Here is a 24758-nt window from a genome sequence, read left to right as displayed (position 1 = left end):
GGTATTATGAACTATATAGGTGAACGAGAAATACTTATTGCACTTCATGAATTAGACGGAATCGGGTCCAAAAGTATTGAGAGATTAATAAATAAGGGAGCATTGTCGGCTCATATGTTACATTTTAATGAACAAGATTGGGAGCAGGCAGGTTTGCCACGGGATAAGGTAGGATCGGTGATGAGGCAATTGTCATTGGATCGGATTGAGCAGAGAAGTCTAGAACTAATGAATAGAAAAATTAAAGTGATAACGATTCTGGACGAGGAATATCCTGCTCTTTTAAAAGAAGCTCATCAGCCTCCATGGGTTTTGTATTGTCTTGGAAATGTTGATTTGCTTCAATCGACCGCCATTTCAATGGTAGGTACTCGTATACCAACAGCTTATGGTAGGAAGGTCGGGGCTGTATTGGCGGAGGGATTGTGCAAAGCGGGAATGACGGTCATTAGTGGCTTGGCTAGAGGGATTGACAGTGTATGTCATGAAGCTTCATTAATATGCGGTGGAAATACAATCGCAGTGATGGCAACGGGGATGGATGTTATATACCCTGCGGAGAATCGTACATTATATGAACGAATAGCAGCTAAGGGACTTATTGTAACAGAATATGCTTTAGGGACACCGTCACACCCTGGACTCTTCCCACAGCGTAATCGGATTATCGCAGGGCTTAGTTTGGGTACATTAGTAGTAGAAGCAGATGCCCGAAGTGGTTCCTTAATTACTGCGGATTTAGCCATGGAGGCTGGGCGTGATGTGTATGCAGTTCCCGGGCCTATTACATCTCCTAAAAGTCGAGGGACACTTGAGCTTATTAAACAGGGGGCAAAGATGGTAACATGTACGCAAGATGTATTGGAAGAGTACGAGTCTCATTTGCTAGAAGTGGGCAATAACCAAGAGGATTTGAAGAAGCTCAGAATAGAAGAAAGGCTATGTTCACAAAAAGAGGATTTGACAACAGAGGAGATTCAACTATACCATATACTCGAGCAGGGACCATGCACACTGGATCAATTGTTGCTGAAAAGTCAATGGGATTTTGGACATTTGCATTCAGTTCTGTTATCTTTAATCATAAAAAAGCAAATTACCCAATTAGCTGGTGCTATATATAAGATCATATAATGTGGGTTTGACGGATTTTAATGGTTTATTGTAAGAGAGGAGATTATCTATGGCAGATTCACTCGTCATCGTAGAGTCGCCTTCAAAGGCGAAGACGATAGGCAAATATCTAGGTAGTAAGTATATTGTCAAAGCTTCAATGGGTCATATACGGGATTTACCGAAAAGCCAAATTGGCGTCGACGTTGAGAATGATTTCGATCCTAAGTATATTACAATTCGGGGTAAAGGTTCGATCTTGAAGGAATTAAAAAGTGCTAGTAAAAAAGTTAAGAATGTCTATCTAGCAGCTGACCCGGACCGCGAAGGAGAAGCAATTGCTTGGCATTTGGCAACGGCGCTTGAGCTTGATCAGACACAAAGCTGTAGAGTGGTCTTTAATGAAATTACGAAGCAGGCTGTGAAGGACGCTTTCAAAACACCACGTAAAATTAATATGGATCTAGTTAAAGCTCAGCAAGCACGAAGAATTCTAGATCGACTTGTGGGGTATAAAATTAGTCCTCTTTTATGGAAGAAAGTTAAAAAAGGACTTTCTGCGGGACGCGTACAATCAGTAGCGGTTAAAATCATCATGGACCGGGAAAATGATATTGATGATTTCGTTCCGGAAGAATATTGGAGTATTACAGCTCGGTTATCCAAGGGTGATTCTGAATTTGAAGCTAAATTCCATCGGATGAACGGAGAGAAGAAGGATCTTTCTCGCGAAGAGGATGTACAAGAAGTCTTGAAAGCAATTGAGGGAGCCTCTTATTCCGTTAGTGAAGTGAAAGAGAAAGAACGCCAAAGACATCCTTCGGCTCCTTTTACGACAAGTTCACTTCAGCAAGAGGCAGCTCGTAAACTCAATTTTCGTGCAGCAAAGACAATGTCCGTAGCTCAACAGTTGTATGAAGGTGTTGAGTTGGGAAAAGAAGGTACAGTTGGTCTTATTACTTATATGCGTACAGACTCGACGAGAGTAGCGGTATCTGCACAAGAAGAGATCAAAGCGTTTATTGAGACGAAATACGGTGAAGCTTTTGCACCAGAGACGCCACGTCAGTACACTAAGAAAGCAGCAAATGCTCAAGAGGCCCATGAGGCGATTAGACCTACATCAGTCCTTCGGGAACCTGATACGGTAAAAGCATTTATGAGTCGTGATCAATTTCGCCTTTATAAATTAATCTGGGAACGTCTTGTAGCTAGTCAAATGTCGTCTGCGGTGCTGGATACGCTTTCGGTAGATATTACCGCTGCATCTGTAACGTTTCGTGCTGTTGGTTCCAAGGTTCGTTTTCCTGGTTTCATGAAGGTGTATGTTGAGGGAAATGACGACGGTGGGACAACGGATGATGATAAATTTCTCCCAGCGCTTCAATCAGGTGATACTTTGAGCAAACAAGAGGTTGAACCGAAGCAGCACTTTACGCAGCCACCACCACGATATACAGAGGCAAGACTGGTGAAGACTCTAGAAGAACTAGGCATAGGTCGTCCCAGTACGTATGCTCCAACGCTTGAGACAATTCAAAAGCGTGGTTATATTGCAATGGAAGAAAAGAAATTTATGCCAACGGAATTAGGCGAGCTCGTTATTGAACAGATGGAACAGTTCTTTCCAGAAATTCTGAATGTTGAATTTACTGCACATATGGAAGAAGACCTTGACCACGTGGGTGAAGGATCAGAAGACTGGGTAAAGGTGCTTGCTGAATTCTATGAAACTTTCAAGAAGCGACTGGAAGTTGCTGAAGAAGAAATGAAGGAAATAGAAATTGAAGATGAAGTTTCTGATGAAATTTGTGAAAAGTGCGGGAAGCATTTAGTATATAAATTGGGTAGATTCGGTAAGTTTTTGGCATGCTCAGGATTTCCAGATTGCCGTAACACGAAACCTATCATCAAAGATATTGGCGTAACTTGTCCAGCATGTAAAGAAGGCCATGTGGTTGAGCGTCGTAGTAAGAAAGGCAGAATTTTCTTTGGGTGTAATCGTTATCCTGAATGTGAATTTGTTTCATGGGATCGCCCATCGCTCAAACCATGTCCTAAATGTGATTCTTTAATGGTTGAGAAGCGTAACAAACAGGGAGTTAAATTACAATGTACATCGTGTGATCATGTAGAGATGGTTGAAGATAACGACACCGACGATAGTGCAGAATAGTCATTGCAGGAGGTAATGAAGTTGAATGAACCACAAAAAGTAACCGTTATTGGTGCGGGACTTGCTGGCAGCGAAGCCGCTTGGCAAATAGCAAGTCGGGGAGTTCCTGTGAAATTATATGAAATGCGCCCTGTCGTCAAGACACCCGCTCATCATACAGATCAGTTTGCTGAATTAGTATGCAGCAATTCACTACGTGCTAATGGATTAACCAACGCAGTAGGTGTATTAAAAGAAGAAATGCGGATGCTGGATTCACTCGTTCTTGGAGCAGCTGATCGACATGCTGTTCCAGCCGGGGGAGCATTAGCGGTCGATCGTGATGGATTCTCTGGAGAAATTACAAACACTCTACATAACCATCCATTGATTGAAGTCATTAATGAAGAAATCACACATATTCCTAATGATGAGATTGTTGTTATTGCAACAGGCCCACTCACATCTCCCTCCTTATCAGCAGATATTCGTGAGAAGATGGGCCAAGAGTACTTCTATTTCTATGATGCAGCAGCTCCAATTGTTGAAAAAGACTCTATTGATATGACTAAAGTATATTTGGCTTCTCGTTATGATAAAGGAGAGGCTGCATATTTGAATTGTCCTATGAATGAAGAGGAATTTGATGTCTTTTATGAGGCGCTTATTGCTGCAGAGGTCGCTCAACTTAAGGATTTTGAAAAAGAAATATATTTTGAAGGCTGTATGCCGATTGAAGTCATGATGAAGCGTGGTAAGCAGACAGCACTTTTTGGGCCCATGAAGCCCGTTGGGTTAGTTAATCCACATACAGGAACACTTCCCTTTGCAGTTGTGCAATTGCGTCAAGATAATGCTGCGGGGACATTATATAATCTTGTAGGGTTCCAGACTCATCTTAAGTGGGGTGAGCAAAAACGTGTATTTGGATTAATTCCGGGACTTGAGAACGCTGAATTCGTTCGTTACGGAGTTATGCACCGCAATACATTTATTAATTCACCCAAACTTCTTGAGCCTACCTATCAGCTTAAAAACAATGAAAGGCTCTTTTTTGCAGGGCAGATGACAGGGGTAGAAGGGTATGTGGAATCAGCAGCATCAGGTCTTATAGCGGGTATTAATGCTGCAAAATTAGCTCGTAATGAAGAGTGTATAGTTTTCCCTCACTTAAGTACGATTGGGAGTATGGCTAAATACATTACTACGGCGGATTCTGATAATTTCCAACCGATGAATGCTAACTTCGGACTTCTACCTAATCTCGAGAAAAGAATGCGTAATAAGAAGGAAAAGAATGAGCTTCTTGCGGCGAGAGCCTTAGAGAGTATCACGTCCTTTATTGGGGAGGCTGGCTTGGCCAAGCTCGATTAAAGAACAACAAAGGAGGTCATAGAGATGGATTTAACATTTCATGCAACAACGATCTGTGCAGTACGACATCAAGGCAAATCAGCAATTGCAGGTGACGGACAGGTTACCTTTGGGAACAGTGTTATAATGAAGACTACAGCTAAGAAAGTAAGACGACTGTACCGTGGGCAAGTGATCGCTGGATTTGCAGGCTCTGTTGCAGATGCGATTACTTTGTTTGAGAAATTTGAAGGTAAACTAGAAGAACACCATGGTAACTTACAGCGTGCAGCTGTTGAATTAGCCAAAGACTGGCGTCAAGATCGTATCCTCCGTAAATTAGAAGCACTCATGATCGTCATGGATAAAGAGGGGATGCTTCTTATTTCAGGTGGTGGTGAAATTATTGAACCTGATGATGATGTGATTGCTATCGGATCGGGCGGGAACTTTGCCTTAGCGGCAGGGCGTGCATTAAAACGTCATAGTCATGATCTTGAAGCGAAGGACATTGCGAGAGAAGCTCTTCAGATTGCATCTGAAATTTGTGTGTACACGAATAATAATATTATCGTTGAAGAGCTATAAGGTAGAGTAATCTAAGCTTAGAGGGGTGGAGGAATACATGATGGATAATCAATCGTTGACGCCCAGACAGATCGTAAGTGAACTAGATAAATATATTGTTGGACAGAAACAAGCTAAGAAGTCGGTGGCTGTAGCTCTTCGTAATCGTTATCGACGTAATCTGCTTCCTGAGGATTCGCGGGATGAGATTGTGCCTAAGAACATTCTGATGATCGGTCCTACGGGGGTAGGGAAGACTGAAATTGCAAGACGTCTCGCCAAGTTGGTCAATGCGCCATTTATCAAAGTTGAAGCAACCAAATTTACTGAGGTTGGATATGTGGGACGCGATGTTGAATCGATGGTAAGAGATTTGGTAGAGACAGCGATTCGGATGGTCAAGATGGAGCGCAGTGAAAAGGTACAGGAGCGCGCTGTGGAGATGGCGAATGATCGAATCGTACAAATACTGGTACCTTCTTTCGCAGGCTCTAAAACGCAGAAGAATCCATTTGAGATGCTCTTTGGAGGTAACAATAATGAACAGAACCCTCCTGAAGAGAAAGAACCTGATACTGGGGTGAAAGAGCGTCGTAGACAAGTGAAGTTTAATCTTTTGTCTGGTAAATTAGAAGATGATATCATTGAAATAGATGTCGAAGATACTCATTCCTCCATGATGGATATGTTCTCAAGTCAAGGGAATGAGCAAATGGGCATGAACATGCAAGAAATGTTCGGTAATCTTTTGCCTCGTAAGACGAAAAAGCGTAAATTAAGTATCAAAGAAGCTCGTGAGGTTCTCATTCAAGAGGAAGCTACGAAGTTGATTGATATGGACGATGTGATTACGGAATCTATTCATAGAGCAGAACAATCTGGGATTATATTTATTGATGAACTTGATAAAGTAGCGAGCCAGGGTAAAGGTACGGGTCCGGATGTCTCACGAGAAGGTGTTCAGCGTGACATTCTTCCGATTGTAGAAGGATCTACGGTCATGACGAAGTATGGGCCTGTGAAGACAGACTATGTACTATTTATAGCGGCAGGTGCCTTTCATATTGCCAAACCATCGGATTTAATTCCTGAACTTCAAGGAAGATTTCCTATTCGTGTGGAGCTAAACAGTCTAACTCTGGAAGATTTTGTGTCTATATTAACTGAGCCGCAGAATGCTTTGACGAAACAATATGTTAATCTGCTTAGGACGGAAGATATTGAACTTGAATTCGAACCAGAAGCTATTCGTGTGATCGCACAAATGGCTGCGACAGTGAATCAGAATACGGAGAATATTGGTGCACGTAGACTTCATACGATCCTTGAGAAATTATTAGAGGATTTGTCTTTTGAAGCACCGGAATTGACATTAGAACGTATGACTATTACCCCAGAATACGTAAAAGAGAAATTAGCGGATATTGCACAGGATCGAGACCTGAGTCAGTATATTTTATAACTAAAAATGGGATTTTCAAGAATGTTTTAACACTAATTAACAATAAATTCTAGAATTTTGATATTAAGAATATGAAAAATCCGGCTAATTTCCTAGAAAGACCTATTTAAATATGATTTTGAGAAAATTTAATTAAAAATGAGAAAAAAGCCCTCTTTTTACACAAAAGATAGGGCTTTTTTCTCATTGTAAAAAATCCCAATCAGTAAGAAACTTAGGTTACGACAAAATTGTAAAAATTTCTACTCTAGTCCTATATAAACTTCGCTTATAATTACATATTTTGTCGAAACAAAAGAGGAATTACGTTTTGAATGTGGTAATATTAGGTTTATGGTATTTCACAAGAATAATATTTTATAAGATGTTTGAATGATTTTTGGAAAGAGGGTGAACAGAATTGAATTTGTTGAATGGAACAAGTTTCCAAAAATTAGAAGGTGCCATTCAAGCGGCAAATAAAAGACAACAGGTCATTTCTAATAACATTGCTAATGTAGATACACCTTATTTTAAACGTTCAGAAGTGTCCTTTGAGAGTCTGCTTCAGCAAACAATGGATGGTGGTATGCCAGCACTCAAAGGAAATAGGACCGACGAACGCCATTTTGTTATTGGGCCAACGTCATCGGTCCCTTTGCCAGTTGTAAGTGAGGATACATCTACGGCTATGAATAATAATTTAAATAACGTAGATATTGAGCATGAAATGTCCCTCTTGGCTGATAATCAGCTTCGTTATAATGCCTACATTACACAAGTGAATGAAAAAATTAAAATGATGCGCACAGCTGTTGAGGGGAGATAAGATAAATGACTTTGAGCAGTAGTTTTGGAATTAGTGCTTCAGCGCTAACTGCGCAACGTGTTCGGATGGATGTCGTATCATCCAATATTGCAAATGCCCAGACGACTAGAGCAAGTGTCGTAGATGGGAAAGCGGTACCTTATCGTCGAAAGATGGTTGTTCTTACGCCTAATCAAACTGATTTCTCAAGTATGCTACAGTCACAAATGAATGGTAAAGAAACAGTAGGTAATGGTGTTAGAGTTAAGTCGATTGAGGAAGATAGCGCACCCTTAAAACCAGTATTTAATCCAACACATCCTGATGCTGATGCTGACGGTTATGTATTAATGCCTAACGTTGACATTACTAAAGAGATGGTGGATATGATTTCTGCATCACGATCATACGAAGCGAATGTGACGGCACTAAATGCATCTAAGTCTATGATTATGAAAGCTTTAGAAATTGGTCGCTAGTAATGAGTTCCTGTAAACGATAAATCCTAGACATAGAGGAGGGAATTTAATGATACAAAACACGATGTTCAACACCCAAGTGATTAAACCATTACAGCTTGATACTAAAACGGCTCAGGTATCTTCGTCACCTTCAGAATCATTACAGAATTTCGGTGATTACTTGAAGGATGCGATTAATCAAGTGTCAGAACAAGAAAAAAGTGCTAGTAATATGACTGAAAAGTTGATGCTAGGTGAAGTCAATGTTGATCAAGCTATGATCACCGCTGAACAGGCTTTGCTAAGTTTACAGTTTACGACACAGGTTCGAAACAAGGCGATTGAAGCCTATCAAGAAATTATGCGAACACAAATATAATTGTAACTAGCTGAGATTTGGGTGGGGTGACATTGTGAATGAAAGAATGAGCCAATATAGGGATAAGATTGTCCAATATTGGGGTAAATTTAGTAGAATTCAAAAGACATTATTTATATCAACAATAGCTTTAATTATAGTGACAGCAGTTATTCTAACGATGGTGTTCTCTAAGACAGAGTATGAGGTTGCATTTACGGATCTGAACTCTACAGATGCAGCAGGGATTATGGCTTCACTAGATGGAAGTGGTACTCCTTACAAGTTGAGTTCGGATGGAAAAAGCATCTCAGTACCTAGCACTGAATCATCTCGTGTTAAGGTAGATATTGGTTCAAAAGGTATCGTAGAAAATGGTTCTATTGGTTATAAGATTTTTGAAGAAAGTTCTTCGGCCATTGGTATGACAGATAGTGAATTCAATGTGAAGTACAACAACGCATTGAATGGTGAAGTTGAGCAATTATTGAAACGTATGAATGGCATACAAGATGCAAAGGTCCTGATTAATCTGCCGGAAGAAAGTGTTTTCGCTAGTACGGACGAACAAAATAAAGCATCAACATCTGTTGTTTTGAAATTCAAACCTACGTATAGCCCTAGTCAAGAAGCAATAGATGGTTATTATAATCTCGTAAAAACAGCGATTCCTAATCTACCCATAGAGAATATTACAATTTCAGATGATGAAACTGAACTGCTCTCAACAACTAAGGGTGGACAAGGTGGATTGACAACTGCAGTAGAAGCGAACTTTGCTCTTCAGAAGAGATTCGAGAATGATGTTCGTGTGAATGTAAAGAAATTTCTATCCAAGTTCATGGGGCCGGACAAAGTAGATGTACTAGTCGTCTCCAAGCTTAACTTCGATAAAGTACAAAGTAATGAGAAACTGGTCACTCCAGTCGATGTTGAGAACATGAAGGGAATCGAGATCAGTGTTCAAGAAATATCGAAGAACTACACGGGAACAGGCAGTCCTGATAGCGGTGTGGCTGGCACAGGAGATCAGGAGGTTCCAACATATCCAAGTACTTCAAGTACGGGGACCACAAGTTCTGAAGAATTATCCAAAACGGTAAACTCTGAAGTGAACAGAATCACTAGAGATATTATATCTAGTCCTTACACTGTTAAAGATTTAACCATTAATGTGGCAGTTGAACCACCTACGGGTCAAACAACTTTGGACCAAGCAACCCAAGATGCTATTGAGAACATTTTAGTGAATATTGTTAGAGCATCCATTGCCGATTCGGGTGTTACATATACAGACGATGATTTAGCTAAAAAAGTTTCGGTCTTCTCACAAACTTTTGGTGGCAATGTTGCAGAAACGACTGGAGTAAGGCTCTCACCAGCTGTACTGTGGGGGATTGGTATTGGTGCTATAGCACTCTTAGCGCTTGGTGGATACCTAATTTATCGACGTCGTAAAAATAAAGAAGAGCTCGAAGAAGATGTCCCTCTTCAAGTTCCTACAGAATTCCCTTCCATTACTATGGAAAGTATGACCAACGAAAGTCAAGTGCGTAAACAGCTCGAAACATTGGCGAAAAAGAAACCGGATGAATTCGTCAACTTGCTGCGGACATGGCTGGCTGATGAATAGAGGTGGGTTTATTGGCAAAATCAACTAATCAGGGGTTGAGCGGTCGTCAGAAGGCTGCCTTACTGCTCATCACCTTGGGACCAGAAGTATCTGCTCAAATTTTTAAACATTTACGTGATGAGGAAATTGAACAATTAACACTCGAAATTGCTAACGTACGTCAAGTGGATATTGAAGAAAAGGAAATGATTCTTGCAGAGTTTCATCAAATTTGTCTCGCTCAAGAATATATCTCTCAAGGTGGTATCAATTACGCTAAAGAGATTCTCGAGAAAGCTCTGGGTCCTCAAAAAGCGCTTGAAGTCATTAATCGCTTAACGGCAAATCTTCAAGTTAGACCCTTTGACTTTGCTCGTAAAGCAGATCCTAATCAGATTTTAAACTTTATTCAGAACGAAAATTCGCAGACGATTGCGTTGGTGTTATCTTATCTACAATTCGATCAATCTTCTGCTATTCTTTCTTCGTTACCTCAGGAAAAACAGGCTGATGTTGCACGTAGAATTGCTGTTATGGACAGTACATCACCTGAAGTCCTGTACCAAGTTGAACGAGTATTGGAACAAAAGTTATCGTCAACGGTAACGCAAGATTTCACCAATGCAGGCGGGATTGAATCCATTGTTCAAATACTAAATGGTGTAGACCGAGGTACTGAACGGACCATTCTCGATGCTCTGGAAATTCAAGATCCTGAATTGGCAGAAGAAATTAAGAAACGTATGTTTGTATTTGAAGATATTGTTAATGTGGATGATCGTTCCATACAACGAATTATTCGTGATATTGAGAACGCAGATCTACAGCTTGCGCTTAAAGTGGCTAGCGAAGAAGTCCGTGATGTCGTATTCCGGAATATGTCGAAACGTATGTCAGAATCGTTCAAGGAAGAAATGGAGTATATGGGTCCTGTGAGGCTGCGTGATGTTGAGGAAGCTCAGACACGTATTGTAGGCACGATTCGTAGACTGGAAGAAGCCGGTGAGATCATTATTGCTCGCGGTGGGGGAGATGATATTATTGTCTAATTTGATCAAGAATTCCCAATATGTGCCTATAGAAGTGCTAAAGGAATTAGATCTAGCCAGACAGTATATTACGTCAGAAGCTGAGCCTCAAGAAGAAATAGAAGAGGAAGTCGAGCCGACAGTTATACAGGTAGATGTTGAGACAGAACGATTGAAGCGAGAGATGCTTCAAGATGCACAGGAATTTGCAGAACGACAAATTCGTGAGTCATCAGATGAAGCGGAACGAGTATTATCTGCAGCTAAAGAAACCATTGAACAATGGTGGGTAGAGCGCAGAGAACAAGACGAGCATCTAATTGAAGCTCTTAAGTCAGAGGGGTTCGAGCAGGGCTATAACGAAGGCCGAGTTAAGGCTGAGGAAGAGCTTCGTTTAAAAGTGGAAGTAATGATGGACGAGGCTCAGAGTGTGCTTGAAGAGGCTTATCAGACCAAGAATCAAATCATTCAAGAAGCTGAACCTTTTTTGGTAGAGCTAAGTACATCCATCGCTGAGAAAGTGATTGATAAACAATTGACGCTCGAATCTGATTATATGATTGATCTAATCAGGAGAAGTTTATCACGCAAGAGGGAGCAAGGCGTCATTACGTTATGTGTGTCACCTTCTCACTATTCTTTTGTAGAAGCAGCGAGAGAAGAACTCAGTCTGGCTGTTGATTCTCAGGCTGAACTTAAAATTATACCTGATGCTACAGTGAAGGATCGCGGATGCGTTATCAGATCTTCCTTTGGTAGTGTAGATGCTCGAATTGATACTCAGCTTACTGAAATTAAAAAAGAACTTGTCCGTATAGCACTTGATAATGAGGAGCGAGGTAATCAGGATGAAGGTGCTTGATAGCCAGCGATATATTGATCATTTAGGTCCGCTTGATCCTGTGCGAGTAAATGGAAAAGTGACACAGGTCATTGGTCTAATGGTAGAGTCGGAAGGCCCTGATGCCAACATTGGTGATGTATGTTTAATCTATCCAAGTAAAAGCTCAAAGCCACTTCAAGCAGAGGTAGTAGGTTTTCGTGATAATAAAGTACTCTTGATGCCACTGGGCGAACTGCAGTCAATAGGTCCTGGTTGCGATGTCGTAGGGACAGGCAAGCCGCTTAGTATCCAAGTGGGCTCAGAGCTCTTGGGAAAAGTACTAGATGGTTTAGGTCAGCCTTTGGATGGGTCGATGATCCCAACTCGAATGGCGTTCAGCTCTACCTTCAGAGCGCCCTCTAACCCTCTTAATCGCCCGAGGGTACTTGAACCTATAAGCATAGGTGTGAGGGCTATAGATGGCTTGTTAAGCATTGGTAAGGGGCAACGGGTAGGGATTTTTGCGGGGTCTGGTGTAGGTAAAAGTACTTTGATGGGTATGATTGCTAGAAACACATCAGCCGATGTCAATGTCATAGCGCTTATCGGTGAGCGTGGGCGCGAAGTATTAGATTTCATTGAACGTGATCTAGGTCCAGAAGGTTTGAAGCGTTCAGTAGTTATCGTTGCTACTTCGGATCAACCAGCCTTAATTCGCATCAAGGGTGCGCTTATAGCAACAACTATAGCGGAGTATTTCCGTGATCGGGGTATGAATGTCATGTTGATGATGGATTCGGTCACTCGTTATGCGATGGCACAGCGTGAGGTTGGACTTGCAGTTGGTGAACCACCAGCGATGAGAGGTTATACACCGTCTGTTTTTGCCAATCTGCCGAAGTTGCTAGAGAGAGCTGGGACGGGACCTACAGGGTCTATTACAGCCTTCTATACAGTCCTGGTAGATGGCGATGATATGAATGAACCTATTGCAGATGCCGTACGCGGTATATTAGATGGACATATCGTGTTGAATCGAAATATCGCAAATAAGGGGCATTTTCCTGCAATCGATATTTTGGCGAGTATTTCCCGGGTGATGAAGGACATTTCGACAGATGAGCAAAATGCAGCTGCTGAGAACTTTAAAAGATTGCTCGCAGTCTATAAAGAATCTGAGGATTTAATTAATATTGGTGCATATCAGAGGGGCTCAAATGCAGGGATTGATGAGTCTATGGATTTCATAGAGAGTATTTGGGACTTTAGTAAGCAAAAAGTAGATGAGAAGGTCACACTGGCAGAAGTACAAGAGCGTTTGATTTCCGAATTTTCGAGGAGATGACCGTTGAAGAATGAGATTTCATTATGCGTTTCAGAATATTGTGGATTTGAAAAGCAATGAGAAAAGTCAAGCAGAGTGGATGCTGTCAACTGCGATCGGTAAACTTCAGGATGAAGAAAGAACGTTGCATGAATTTCAAACTAATCGTAAGCAAATGACAGACCAACTTCAATCGGATGTTGAGAATGCGGCCTCTGTTGCTGAAATTAGAGTGATTCAAACTTACGTTGAACATTTAGATCAATGTATTAAGAGAAAACAATCTGATGTTCATAGAGCAAACGTTGTTGTCATTAAAAGTAAAGATCATTTAACGAACAAGATGTTGGATGAAAAGGTATGGATGAAATCACGTGATAAGGAAAAGGATAAATTTCAGCATGAAATGCTCCTCAAGGAACAAAACGAACTGGATGAAATAGCGACTGTAAGATTTGCTATGAACAGCCGATAGAAACATCATCGGAGGGTGCACTAAATGTTTTGCCCCTTAGGGAGGAATAAGAGTGGCTCAAAATGATTTTGAAGTAGAGAATGAAACATCAGGAGGATTCGAACGGTTCTTGTTATTTATGATTCCTATTGTTTTTACTATTGTTCTTCTTGGTGTTCTACTAGCTCTATTTAATACAAATATACGAAATACTTTTCTTGAACTTGCTAACAAGGTTCCTATTGTTGAGAAGTGGGTTCCAGATCCGAGTCTTGATCCGGAGAAGAGCAAATTAGATAAAACGAAGGATCAGCTCAAAAGTACCGAAGCTACTAATGAAGAGCTTAAAAATAAGCTTAGTGAGCAAGAAGCTGCATTAGTTAAGGCTACTGAGGGCAAGGTTGAGCAAGAGAACAAGGTCCAAGAGCTTCAAACGCAAATAGATACAATGAAGCAGGAGATAGCTGATAAAGCAACAGTGGCTGCAGCGGGTGGAGAAACTGAAATTAGTAGCTATCAGCAGCAAATCAATGATCTTGCTAAAATGTATGCTGATATGAATCCTAGAAAATCAGCACCTATTATTCAGAATCTCACGCAAGAGGAAATTGTACTATTGTTTGAAGCCATGAAGACACCCAACAGAGTGGCAATCTTGGAGAAAATGGATCCGAAAGTGGCTGCCGAAGTGACAACTTTGATGAAAGAAGCTAAATCTTCGACGGATCTACAGGTAGCCGCGCTACAGTCTAGGTTAAAGAAAAATCAGACAGCAGCAACTTCAACTCCAGCATCAACAAAACTAAATGAGACCCAGCTAAGTCAAACTTTTGCTACGATGACACCAAAGAGTGCTGCGGATCTCTTATTTCAAACATACAAGATCAGTCCTGATAAAGTATTAACCATATTGAATTCAGTGGACAATGTAACCCGATCAGCGATCCTTGGGAAAATGTCTACTGATGATTCGGCAACAACAGCAAAAATTCTGAACAAGCTTATGAGTTCTAAGTAGAGTTATTTTATCTTGTATTTCAAGATACTCGGGAGGAGGTGAAAATACGATGACGTTAATATCTCAAAGTATGAACATGAATACTTCTGCAACAAGTAAAGGTGGAACAGCTAGCTCGAAGGCGGCGGGTGACAGTGCTGTTACAGCTGGTGGATTATCACTTGATTTCAATCAGGCATTGTCACAGCTAATGCAAGGTGAAGTAGCGGATCTTCAAGCTTCCACTTCAGGAACTGCCACATTGCTAGAAGGATTGTTACAAAACGTGTTGGTCGGTAGTGCTGAGGAAGAGGAAGTAACTACGTCACTCACTCAAATGCTAGAAGGCCTTCTTAGTGAAACGGAAAAACTAGATGATGTAATAGAAGAAAATCCGTCACTGATGTTAGTATTGCAAGCTTGGTTACAACAGGTTAATACAGCAATAAATGAGAATGGTAGTGCTACTCAGGAAGCTGATCAAGGAGAGGGAACTTCCCTGCCACTGTTAGCAGAACATCCTTCTACGATCAGATTTGCTATCCAGGATGCTCTAGCGCAGTTAGTAACGAAGCTGCAAAGTCCAGAAACATCGGTTAATGGAATTACTGAGGCAGTAAAATTATTAAGTTCTTTTCAAAGTCTAGTACAGGAAGTTTCAGTGGCAGAGGCACAACAATCCAAAGCTTCGCTATCCAATAACGTACAATTAAGTAGTTCGATAGACCTAACGAATAAGAATACAAACCATTTAACAACAGATTCAATAGTGAATGTGAAGGTAGCAACACCACTTGCCACTCCATTGAATCAACTTAGATCAGGACTTGAACAATCAACTCTTCAAGCTACGGTTATAAACGCTTTAGTAACAGATGAAGCCAATGAAACTGTAACCAATGAAGAATCTAATCTGCCAGGACAAAGTACCGTTACAGCTGGACAGCTTGTTATGAGAGATGGATTAAAGACCCCATTAGTGGTAGCGGCAGCTCCTGTACCTGTAGAACAATTTGCTAGTGAAATTTCAAAATTTATCATTAATAAGTTGGATATTGTAAAGACCAATGCAATGACAGAAGCTAGAATCTCTCTCTATCCAGAGCACTTAGGCCAAGTTGATATCAAAATTACGATGTTAAACGGGCAAATGGTTGCTAGTTTTATGACAGAACATGCAGGAGCTAAGGAATTGCTCGAGCAGCAAATGTCACAACTGCGATCCGCTCTACAATCACAAGGGCTAAATGTTGAAAAGTTGGAAGTTACACAGAACCAATCTCTTCAATCTCAAATGTATCATGACGGTCGCCAACCCAATTCAGGACAGCAGCAATCGAATCGCAGATCGAAAGAGCGTGAGGGCCAGACTGATGATTCCTTAGTAGTTGCAGAACTCACTGAAGAAATAAATGAGTGGTTGAGTAGACAAGAAGGATCAGGTGAGGGTAGTACATTTACAGCTAAAGCATAGAGATGGAGGTGAAAAGATGGCTTCAGATATTATATCGACAAAAAATATGTGGCCCAACTACTCAGCTGCTAATGTAGCAACTGCAAGTAAGAAGGATACACAAACGATGGGTAAGGATCAGTTCTTGAAAATCATGATCACGCAATTACAGAATCAAGACCCTACTCAGCCCCTGCAAGACAAAGAATTCATTGCTCAGATGGCTCAATTTACATCTGTTGAACAACTGATGAATATATCGACTCAACTATCTGCTTCAAACCAATCTCTAGGTAGTGTATCAGGTTTAATCGGTTCTAAAGTCAGCTGGGTTGAGGATGCCAACCAAAGTACCGGAACTAACTCACAAATTAAGAGTGGAATTGTGACCTCCATTATTATTCGCGATGGTATTCAATATGCTGCTGTAGGAGATCTAGCTATTCCTGTTTCTAAGATTATTGAAATAGGTAGCCCCGATGAGAATAACACAATACCAAGTAATCCTGATTCAGATAGTGCTGTTAATCTTGCGAATACTACAACTCAGAATGATAGTACTTCTTCTGAACTTGAAACTGATCAAGAACCAGAGGCAAATGAGGTAGCAATATGAGTGATCGGATGACCATTGGTCAACTTTATCCCTCCAAAATATATCCAGTTTCTAAATCTTCTAGTCAGAGAGTATCTCAAGGCGAACAGAAAAGTGGCTCCTTTGAGCAACTATTACAGGATAACATGCTTAAATTTAGTAACCATGCTATGAAAAGACTTGAGCAGCGGGGAATTGAGATTAAGCAAGAACAAATGGCAAGCATATCCAACGCAGTTAATCAAGCAGCAGCTAAAGGAAGTAAGGAATCATTAATTTTGTTTAAGGATATGGCTCTAATTGTAAACGTTCCTAATCGGACTGTTGTAACTGCTATGGATGGAAACTCTATGAAAGATAACGTGTTTACTCAGATTGATAGTGCTGTCATTATTTCATAACTGGCTGGCCCGAATAGGAGAGCCAGTGGACTTGCGGATCGATTGATGCAGTCCATGTACTTAACAAGGAGGAATAATATAAATGTTAAGATCTATGTATTCAGGCGTTTCAGGTATGCGCGGGTTTCAAACTAAGCTTGATGTAATTGGTAATAATATCGCGAACGTTAATACGACTGGATTTAAATCAAGTCGTGTTATGTTTAAAGACATCATGAGTCAGACTACGGCGGGTGTGACTGCACCCATAGAAGGTGAAGCAGGGGGGATGAACGCTAAACAAATCGGTCTGGGTGTAACCATAGGCTCGATCGATACGATACATTTAGCGGGAAGTGCAATGACGACCAATGTCCCTACGGATTTGCGGATTGATGGGGATGGATTCTTCTTGGTGAAGTTATCTGAAGATCAAGAGGTTCCTTTCTTAACGCGTGCAGGTAACTTCAAAATAGACGGTAATCGAAATCTGGTTACTGCCGATGGAATGTTTGTTACGGATCTTGACGGTGGATTTATTACTATTGATGAAGAAGTCACAGCATTTACTATTGGTGCTGACGGTATCATCAATCAGAAGATGGCGGATGGAACGACAGAGCCGGGGGCTCAGATTGGGATTGGCATAGTGGTAAACCCTGAGGGTCTTGAGAAAATAGGAGGGAATCTGTATCGAATGACTCTGAATGCTAATCCAGAGGGTGAACTTGAGGCAGTAGCTGCTAATAACGCTGAAGCAGGATCAGGAGCTATCGTTGCAGGTCAGCTCGAAATGTCTAACGTAGAATTAACAGGTGAATTTACAGAAATGATCGTTGCACAACGCGGTTTCCAAGCAAATTCACGTATTATAACTACATCAGATGAAATCCTCCAAGAAGTTGTCAACCTGAAACGTTAATGAGGTGATGGGAGGAGGGATCTCTCCTCCCGAATATTCATAGGAGGAGGCTTACTATGATTTCAGTTACTAGATTAAATGGTACTCAAATGTGGTTAAATGCTCTACTTATTGAGACCGTAGAGGAAACACCTGACACGTACATCACATTAGTGACAGGTAAAAGATTAATTGTTCTTGAGAAGGCTGTCGATATCATCTTGTTAGTGAAACAATACAACCTAGAAATTGGCGTTAATAATGCTACTATTAAAGTGCAACAAACGGAGGAAACCTCATGAAGAAGATGCTGCCCTGGCTAATCACGATTTTGCTAGCCATAACGCTTATTGTAGTAGCTGCATTCTTGTTACTGCCGGGTGTGTTCGGTAATGATAAGAATAATGTCCCAGCTGCTGTTCAATCAGTAGATACAAGACATATGTCAGCTGATGAAATTGTAGAAGTAACATCGGAGATTACCGATATTAAGACTAATCTAGTTGATCTTGAGTATATCGTATTGATGAATTTTGCGTTCCAATTGGATACAGCGAAGTCAAAAGAAGAGTTTGACAAGATTAAAGAAATTAAAATCAAGCCAATTATCCTCAAAACACTTGCTGATACAAAGCCAGAGGATCTTAAAGGGGCTAATGGTAAAGATCAATTTAGCGCAAAATTGATCAATTTGATCAATAAAACTTTGACCACAGGAAAATTGACTCAAATTGATATCACCAACTTTATTCTAACCACACTATAATTAACTGACTGCAATCATGTAAGGGGGTGAGATGATTGGTTGATGTATTATCACAGAATGAGATTGACGCCCTGCTCGCTGCACTTTCTTCAGGGGAAATGGATGCGGAAGAGCTTAAAAAGGAAGAAACTCAGAAGAAAGTTCGCTCGTATGATTTTAAGAGAGCTGTACGCTTTTCCAAAGATCATATTCGTAGCTTAACTCGAATCCATGAAAATTTCGCCCGGTACCTAACAACTTACTTTTCAGCGCAACTTAGAACGTTTGTTCAAATAAGTGTTGTGCAGGTTGAACAATTACCCTACGATGAGTTCATTCGCTCTATCCCTAAGATGACAATCCTTAATATCTTTGAGGCTGAGCCATTAAAAGGTAGAATGGTTATGGAAGTCCATCCGAATGTGGCATATGCTATGCTGGATCGGTTGCTAGGGGGGTTAGGGAATGCACCTTCCAAGATCAATTCGCTGACTGAAATAGAGACGACCATTATGGAACGTATATTTGGAAGAGCATTCGAAAGTTTACAGGAAGCGTGGAAGACTGTTTTGGACATCTCTCCCAGAATGGAAGCGATGGAGACGAATCCACAATTCATGCAAATCGTATCGCCTAATGAAACGATTGCATTGATTTCTCTAAGTACCAAAATAGGTGATACAACAGGAATGATTAACCTCTGTATACCCCATGTAGTCTTGGAACCTATTATGTCCAAATTATCAGCACATCAGTGGTTCGTATCAGAAAAGAAAACCAGTCAGCCTCTCGAAGTTGAATCTTTGAAGCAACGTGTAAGAAATGCCAACTTGGACATTGTAGCAGAACTTGGTGAATCAAAAATATCCATATCAGAATTTTTGGGATTGTGTGCAGGAGATGTCATCAGTTTGAATAAGCCGGTTCATTCTGGACTGTCGATCAAGGTTGGAGATAGACTAAAATTTATTGGCAGTCCAGGTACTTTAAAAGATCGAGTTGCTGTACAGATTGATGAGATTGTCACCGAAGGAGTTGAAGAACATGACGAGTAAAGATTATTTATCTCAAGAGGAAATCGATGCACTGTTAAGGCAATCTGAAGATAGTGACATAAGTGGCGGTGGGTCTCATATCGATGATTATTTGACTCCACTTGAACAAGATGCTCTAGGGGAAATTGGTAATATTACATTTGGAAGTGCGGCAACGGCTCTTTCAACATTATTAGGTAAGAAGGTCGACATCACTACACCAACAGTATCCATGATTACACGATCACAATTTAATGATGAGTTCCCCAAACCTCATGTTGCTGTTCATGTAACTTATGTGGATGGATTCGAAGGGATTAACTCTCTCGTAATCAAGACTAGAGATGCCCAAGTCATTGCAGATTTGATGCTAGGTGGCGAAGGTGATCCCAAAGACGAAGAGTTAAATGAAATACATGTTAGTGCTGTACAGGAAGCTATGAATCAAATGATGGGTTCATCAGCAACTTCAATGTCTACGATTTTTAATCGTTTCGTCAATATTTCTCCTCCGGGAATTAATATTCTGGATATGTCTAGTGGCGATGGAGTTAATAGTCTCCCATCTGAAGAAAATCTAGTTAAAATTTCTTTCAGATTAACGATTGGCGATTTAATAGACTCCACTATTATGCAACTCTTAACTGTTAAATTCTCTAAAGACATGGTGAATTTATTGATTAATGGGACAGAAGAGCCTGAACAAGTACCTATTGAAGCTGCAGCGACGTTAGGAGCACCTTCACAAGCTGTTAATACGGATGCTCCAAACATGCATCAGGCGCCATCTAATACGATGCCACCGCAAGCAGCATATGGAATGCAACCTGAAATGCCTTATCCAGGCATGCCGATGCAGGGTGGGTATGATCCAAATCAACAAATGCAATATGCAGCCCCTCCGCAACACTTTGGTGGGATGCCTAATAGGAACATTAATGTGCAACCTATACAGTTTTCTAATTTCCAAAATAATCCACAAATTCAAGTGGATCCGAATAATTTAAATTTATTGATGGACATTCCTCTTAAAGTCACCGTAGAATTAGGTAGGACCCATAAGCAAATTAAGGATATTCTAGAATTGTCACAAGGTTCTATCGTTGAATTGGACAAGCTTGCGGGTGAACCAGTTGATATTCTGGTGAACAACAAGCTAATCGCTAAAGGTGAAGTGGTTGTTATCGACGAGAATTTCGGTGTACGTGTGATAGATATTGTTAGCCAGTGGGACCGAATACAAAAAATACAATAAGCAATAGTTAGGGAGGATTTTTAACCAATGGCAAACCGCATTTTAATTGTTGATGATGCTGCATTTATGAGAATGATGATTCGCGATATTTTGACTAAAAATGGTTTTGAGGTAGTAGGAGAGGCACAGGATGGTGCTCAAGCTATTGAGAAATTTAAGGAAGTCCGTCCAGATTTGATTACAATGGACATTACGATGCCTGAAATGGACGGAATCGCAGCGCTAAAGGAAATTAAAAAAATAGATCCTAGTGCCAAGGTTATTATGTGTTCCGCAATGGGACAACAAGCTATGGTAATCGACGCTATTCAAGCAGGTGCTAAAGATTTTATCGTTAAGCCTTTTCAGTCTGACCGTGTTGTAGAAGCTATTAACAAAACATTAGGAGTGTAGGTATATCTAATGAGTGGTTTAGATAAGCCCGCTGGATTTCCTAGTGCTACAAGTCCCTTTCTATCTATATTTTACGTTATTATTGTTTTGGCAATTATTGTGGCACTTATTATTTTGTTAATTCGTTTCTTAGGTAAGAAGAACAGATCTTGGTTTAACAACCGATCTGTTCGAATCCTTGGTGGTGTAGGTCTCGGAGCAAACAAAACATTGCAAATTATTGAGATCGGTACAAGTGTTTATTTGGTCGGTGTAGGCGAAGATATTCGCCTCGTTGACAAAATATCTGATCCTGAGGAAGTTGCTTACATAATATCAGCGTTTGAAGAAGAATCAACTCGACAGCAGAATATGTTGATTCCGGGCATCATGAGCATCGTTGATAAGTTCCGCAAAAAAGATCAGTCACAAGAAATAGAGCTTGAAGAAGGGACTTCCTTTCACGAAGTATTTGACTCCAAGCTGCGTCGTATGTCAAACCGCAAAGAAAAAATGGAAGAAATGATGCAGGAGGACAATACTACAGATCGGTTGAGGGATTCATGAAAAAAAAGGTCGCGTTAATCTATTTGTTATTGGGGCTCATCAGTTTATTATCAGCTACTTCTGCTTTTGCTGAGCCTATACCTAACATTGATATTTCGATTGGGGATTCCAGTGGAGCTCCAGCTACAAGTTCCTTATCTATATTACTTCTTATCACTGTAATTAGTATTGCACCTGCAATCTTGATGCTAATGACGAGTTTCACTCGTATTGTGATTGTACTTGGATTTGTTAGAACGGCACTAGGAACACAACAAATGCCTCCTAACCAAGTGTTGGTGGGACTGGCATTATTTTTAACCTTATTTGTTATGGCACCTACGTTTTCAACTATGAATGATGTAGCACTTCAGCCCTATTTAAAAGGAGACATTACGCAAACGGAAGCTTTAACAAAAGCAACCGATCCTATCAAAAAATTTATGTTTTCTCATACTAGGGAAAAGGATCTATTGTTGTTCATGAAGTATACCAAAGCAGAAAAGCCGGACAATTATTCTGATATTTCATTAACAGTTATGGTTCCGGCGTTTGCTATAAGCGAGCTGAAAACGGCTTTTCAAATGGGATTTATGATATTTATTCCTTTCTTAGTGATTGATATTGTGGTTGCAAGTACCCTAATGGCCATGGGGATGATGATGTTACCGCCTGTTATGATTTCTCTTCCATTCAAAATACTGTTATTTGTCCTTGTTGATGGATGGTATTTAGTCGTCAAGTCGTTACTACAAAGCTTTACATAGAAACGTATACAGGTATGGGGGAGGTCGATCATGAGTTCGGATTTCATCATAGGTTTGGCTGGACAGGCCGTTTATACTGTACTTAAGGTAAGTGCTCCGATGTTGTTAATGGGTTTGGTGGTCGGTTTGATTATTAGTATTTTTCAAGCTACAACTCAAATTCAAGAACAAACTCTAGCCTTTGTACCTAAAATCGTTGCTGTGTTAGTATCACTTATCATATTTGGTCCATGGATACTAACAACGATGGTAGATTTTACTTTCAATATTCTAGATAATTTGTATAAATACATCGGTTAGGCTGAATGTCCATGGAAATATTATTGCAAAGTTATCCTGCTTTTTTGCTTATTTTTTGTCGAATTACATCTTTTTTTGTCGTAGCACCTATCTATTCTTCTAAAGGTGTTCCGAATATTTTTAAAATTGGTATCTCATTCTTCATTAGTATGGTGGTATATCTTACGAGTGGTTTAAACCAAAAAGTGCCTGCTGATATGACCTATGTCTTGCTCATCTTTAGTGAAGTGTTAATAGGACTATTACTGGGGTTTATCGCTTACTTGATGTTTACTGTTATACAAACAGCGGGTTCATTTATTGATATTCAAGTAGGATTCGGTATTGCGAATGTACTGGATCCCATGACAGGAGCGTCAGTTCCTATACTTGGGAGTTTTAAATATATGATTTCGGTATTGTTGTTTTTGAGTATGAATGGACATCATTATTTGTTAGATGCTATTTTTTATAGCTATGAATGGATTCCATTGTCTAATGATTTTTATTTGAGGCTTTTTACTGGAAATATTTCAGAGCTCTTAATTAGAACTTTTAGTGAAGCTTTTATTTTGGCCTTTCAGATGTCAGCACCGATTGTAGTAGCTATGTTCTTGGCTGATGTTGGACTTGGATTTTTAGCTAAAACAGCACCACAATTTAATATATTTGTGATCGGTGTTCCACTCAAAATATTTTTAGGTTTGACCATGTTGCTAATACTTGTTCCTAGTTTCACTTATGTATTCAGTAATTTATTTGAAATATTGTTTAAATCCTTGCAGAATCTGTTAGGGGTTATTGGGAGTCGGCCGACATGAGTAAGGTGGAGAAACGAAGGATAACTTCTAGGTATCCGTTAGATTTGCAATTATTCTCTGGAGAAAAGACAGAAAAGGCAACGCCTAAGAAACGTCAGGATACGCGTAAAAAGGGTCAAGTTGCAAAGAGTGCAGAGCTCTCAACCTCTGTTATTCTTCTTACATGTTTTCTAAGTCTCCTTGTGTTTAGTGGCTACATTAAAGAACGAGTTGTTGACCTATATAAAGATGTGTTCATGAATAGAATGTCTATGGACATTACGATTGAAAATGTAATGGACCTATTGACGCAGTATAGTATACAAATTCTACTTATCCTGGCACCTGTTTTTATCATAGTTATCGTTATGGCGTTGATCGTAAATTTGGTTCAAGTAGGATTTATGTTAACGGGTGACTCACTCAAAATAAAATTCAGTAAAATCAATCCAATTAAGGGCTTTAAAAATATTTTCTCTATTCGATCATTGGTGGAATTCGCGAAATCAATTTTCAAAATACTGATCATAGGTTATCTGGTATACAGTACATTATCGGGACAAATGTCAAATATTGCTTCACTTGCCGAAATTAATGTTGAATCGATCTTGTCATTTACTGCAGGTTTAACACTTACACTTGGACTTAAAATTGCATCTGCTTTATTCATACTTGCAGTGTTCGATTACATTTATCAGCGTTATGAATATGAAAAGGGCATTCGAATGTCTAAACAAGATATTAAGGATGAGTATAAGAAGATGGAAGGAGACCCTCTCATAAAAGGTAAAATACGGGAACGCCAACGAAGGATGGCCATGCAGCGTATGATGCAGGAAGTCCCTAAAGCAGACGTTATTATTACCAATCCTACTCACTTTGCAATCGCATTGCAATATGATGGAACACAAATGGAGGCTCCAATTATTATAGCGAAGGGTCAGGACTATATGGCTTTACGCATCCGGGAAATTGCTAAAGAGCATGGCGTTATGACTATGGAAAACAAGCCGTTGGCTCGAGCGTTGTTTCAAAGGGCGGAAATCGGAGACTCCATTCCTGCTGATTTGTTTCAAGCAGTAGCCGAAGTACTGGCTTATGTATATAAACTTAAAGGTAAAGCCAAATAATTGTGGG

Annotated in this window: 28 protein-coding genes; all 28 read left to right on the top strand. The window is 40.2% G+C overall.

What is annotated here, in order from left to right; all coding sequences use genetic code 11:
- The first annotated feature begins 15 nt into the window (after positions 1 to 15).
- The 28 genes from dprA to flhB all read left to right on the top strand — a co-directional run bounded on the left by dprA (position 16) and on the right by flhB (position 24751).
- Entirely contained in the window at positions 16 to 1134 is a 1119-nt protein-coding gene (dprA, locus tag UB51_RS12675; RefSeq protein WP_199925032.1) for a DNA-processing protein DprA, read from the top strand.
- Between the two features lie 49 nt (positions 1135 to 1183).
- A complete protein-coding gene (gene topA, locus UB51_RS12670; RefSeq protein ID WP_044877604.1) occupies positions 1184 to 3289 on the top strand; it encodes a type I DNA topoisomerase in 2106 nt (701 codons plus the stop codon).
- A 21-nt stretch (positions 3290 to 3310) separates the two neighbouring features.
- Positions 3311 to 4642: an FADH(2)-oxidizing methylenetetrahydrofolate--tRNA-(uracil(54)-C(5))-methyltransferase TrmFO gene (gene trmFO, locus UB51_RS12665; RefSeq protein ID WP_044877603.1), complete on the top strand. Its 1332-nt coding sequence runs from the start codon at positions 3311 to 3313 to the stop codon at positions 4640 to 4642.
- Between the two features lie 24 nt (positions 4643 to 4666).
- Complete coding sequence (hslV, locus tag UB51_RS12660; protein ID WP_044877602.1) at positions 4667 to 5209, top strand: ATP-dependent protease subunit HslV; 543 nt, start codon at positions 4667 to 4669, stop codon at positions 5207 to 5209.
- Between the two features lie 40 nt (positions 5210 to 5249).
- Positions 5250 to 6650, top strand: coding sequence for an ATP-dependent protease ATPase subunit HslU (hslU, locus tag UB51_RS12655; protein ID WP_044877601.1), 1401 nt, complete (start codon positions 5250 to 5252; stop codon positions 6648 to 6650).
- 400 nt (positions 6651 to 7050) lie between these two features.
- On the top strand, positions 7051 to 7458 hold the full coding sequence (gene flgB / locus UB51_RS12650; RefSeq protein WP_044877600.1) for a flagellar basal body rod protein FlgB: 408 nt from the start codon (positions 7051 to 7053) through the stop codon (positions 7456 to 7458).
- A gap of 5 nt (positions 7459 to 7463) precedes the next feature.
- A complete protein-coding gene (flgC, locus tag UB51_RS12645) occupies positions 7464 to 7916 on the top strand; it encodes a flagellar basal body rod protein FlgC (RefSeq protein ID WP_044877599.1) in 453 nt (150 codons plus the stop codon).
- A 49-nt stretch (positions 7917 to 7965) separates the two neighbouring features.
- Positions 7966 to 8277: a flagellar hook-basal body complex protein FliE gene (gene fliE / locus UB51_RS12640; protein WP_044877598.1), complete on the top strand. Its 312-nt coding sequence runs from the start codon at positions 7966 to 7968 to the stop codon at positions 8275 to 8277.
- 34 nt (positions 8278 to 8311) lie between these two features.
- Positions 8312 to 9889, top strand: a complete 1578-nt coding sequence (fliF, locus tag UB51_RS12635; RefSeq protein WP_044877597.1) for a flagellar basal-body MS-ring/collar protein FliF — start codon at positions 8312 to 8314, stop codon at positions 9887 to 9889.
- A gap of 11 nt (positions 9890 to 9900) precedes the next feature.
- Positions 9901 to 10917 carry a flagellar motor switch protein FliG gene (fliG, locus tag UB51_RS12630; RefSeq protein WP_044877596.1) on the top strand — a complete coding sequence of 339 codons (1017 nt, stop codon included), beginning with the start codon at positions 9901 to 9903 and terminating at the stop codon, positions 10915 to 10917.
- Positions 10910 to 11758, top strand: coding sequence for a FliH/SctL family protein (locus UB51_RS12625; RefSeq protein WP_044877595.1), 849 nt, complete (start codon positions 10910 to 10912; stop codon positions 11756 to 11758). Before fliG ends, UB51_RS12625 begins: the two co-directional genes overlap by 8 nt.
- Complete coding sequence (gene fliI / locus UB51_RS12620) at positions 11745 to 13064, top strand: flagellar protein export ATPase FliI (protein ID WP_044877594.1); 1320 nt, start codon at positions 11745 to 11747, stop codon at positions 13062 to 13064. The genes UB51_RS12625 and fliI overlap by 14 nt, the downstream gene beginning before the upstream one ends.
- Before the next feature lie 10 nt (positions 13065 to 13074).
- Positions 13075 to 13518: a flagellar export protein FliJ gene (gene fliJ, locus UB51_RS12615; RefSeq protein ID WP_044877593.1), complete on the top strand. Its 444-nt coding sequence runs from the start codon at positions 13075 to 13077 to the stop codon at positions 13516 to 13518.
- 52 nt (positions 13519 to 13570) lie between these two features.
- Positions 13571 to 14515, top strand: a complete 945-nt coding sequence (locus UB51_RS12610) for a MotE family protein (RefSeq protein WP_052675907.1) — start codon at positions 13571 to 13573, stop codon at positions 14513 to 14515.
- A 49-nt stretch (positions 14516 to 14564) separates the two neighbouring features.
- Positions 14565 to 15968 (top strand): flagellar hook-length control protein FliK, encoded by a 1404-nt coding sequence (locus UB51_RS12605; RefSeq protein ID WP_044877591.1) that lies wholly within the window; start codon positions 14565 to 14567, stop codon positions 15966 to 15968.
- Between the two features lie 16 nt (positions 15969 to 15984).
- Positions 15985 to 16563 (top strand): flagellar hook capping FlgD N-terminal domain-containing protein, encoded by a 579-nt coding sequence (locus tag UB51_RS12600; protein ID WP_044877590.1) that lies wholly within the window; start codon positions 15985 to 15987, stop codon positions 16561 to 16563.
- Complete coding sequence (locus UB51_RS12595; protein ID WP_044877589.1) at positions 16560 to 16943, top strand: TIGR02530 family flagellar biosynthesis protein; 384 nt, start codon at positions 16560 to 16562, stop codon at positions 16941 to 16943. Before UB51_RS12600 ends, UB51_RS12595 begins: the two co-directional genes overlap by 4 nt.
- 82 nt (positions 16944 to 17025) lie before the next feature.
- Complete coding sequence (gene flgG, locus UB51_RS12590) at positions 17026 to 17844, top strand: flagellar basal body rod protein FlgG (RefSeq protein ID WP_044877588.1); 819 nt, start codon at positions 17026 to 17028, stop codon at positions 17842 to 17844.
- A 56-nt stretch (positions 17845 to 17900) separates the two neighbouring features.
- Positions 17901 to 18125, top strand: a complete 225-nt coding sequence (locus UB51_RS12585) for a flagellar FlbD family protein (RefSeq protein WP_044877587.1) — start codon at positions 17901 to 17903, stop codon at positions 18123 to 18125.
- Positions 18122 to 18589, top strand: a complete 468-nt coding sequence (locus UB51_RS12580) for a flagellar basal body-associated FliL family protein (RefSeq protein WP_044877586.1) — start codon at positions 18122 to 18124, stop codon at positions 18587 to 18589. The genes UB51_RS12585 and UB51_RS12580 overlap by 4 nt, the downstream gene beginning before the upstream one ends.
- A 35-nt stretch (positions 18590 to 18624) precedes the next feature.
- Positions 18625 to 19623 carry a flagellar motor switch protein FliM gene (gene fliM, locus UB51_RS12575; protein WP_044877585.1) on the top strand — a complete coding sequence of 333 codons (999 nt, stop codon included), beginning with the start codon at positions 18625 to 18627 and terminating at the stop codon, positions 19621 to 19623.
- Entirely contained in the window at positions 19613 to 20857 is a 1245-nt protein-coding gene (gene fliY, locus UB51_RS12570; RefSeq protein ID WP_044877584.1) for a flagellar motor switch phosphatase FliY, read from the top strand. The genes fliM and fliY overlap by 11 nt, the downstream gene beginning before the upstream one ends.
- A 27-nt stretch (positions 20858 to 20884) precedes the next feature.
- Complete coding sequence (locus UB51_RS12565) at positions 20885 to 21250, top strand: response regulator (protein WP_044877583.1); 366 nt, start codon at positions 20885 to 20887, stop codon at positions 21248 to 21250.
- 9 nt (positions 21251 to 21259) lie between these two features.
- On the top strand, positions 21260 to 21796 hold the full coding sequence (locus UB51_RS12560; RefSeq protein WP_044877582.1) for a flagellar biosynthetic protein FliO: 537 nt from the start codon (positions 21260 to 21262) through the stop codon (positions 21794 to 21796).
- Entirely contained in the window at positions 21793 to 22542 is a 750-nt protein-coding gene (gene fliP / locus UB51_RS12555; protein WP_044877581.1) for a flagellar type III secretion system pore protein FliP, read from the top strand. Before UB51_RS12560 ends, fliP begins: the two co-directional genes overlap by 4 nt.
- 30 nt (positions 22543 to 22572) lie before the next feature.
- The gene (fliQ, locus tag UB51_RS12550; protein WP_044877580.1) at positions 22573 to 22842 is read left to right on the top strand and encodes a flagellar biosynthesis protein FliQ; all 270 of its coding nucleotides are present in this window, start codon (positions 22573 to 22575) and stop codon (positions 22840 to 22842) included.
- Positions 22843 to 22853: 11 nt separating this feature from the next.
- The gene (fliR, locus tag UB51_RS12545; RefSeq protein WP_044877579.1) at positions 22854 to 23642 is read left to right on the top strand and encodes a flagellar biosynthetic protein FliR; all 789 of its coding nucleotides are present in this window, start codon (positions 22854 to 22856) and stop codon (positions 23640 to 23642) included.
- The gene (gene flhB, locus UB51_RS12540; RefSeq protein ID WP_044877578.1) at positions 23639 to 24751 is read left to right on the top strand and encodes a flagellar biosynthesis protein FlhB; all 1113 of its coding nucleotides are present in this window, start codon (positions 23639 to 23641) and stop codon (positions 24749 to 24751) included. The genes fliR and flhB overlap by 4 nt, the downstream gene beginning before the upstream one ends.
- Positions 24752 to 24758 lie beyond the last annotated feature (7 nt).

This window comes from Paenibacillus sp. IHBB 10380 (genome assembly GCF_000949425.1).
In the GTDB taxonomy this organism is placed as follows: Bacteria; Bacillota; Bacilli; order Paenibacillales; family Paenibacillaceae; genus Paenibacillus_AQ.
The sequence above is the reverse complement of the archived record's forward strand: the minus strand, read 5'-3'. Positions and strand labels throughout refer to the sequence as shown.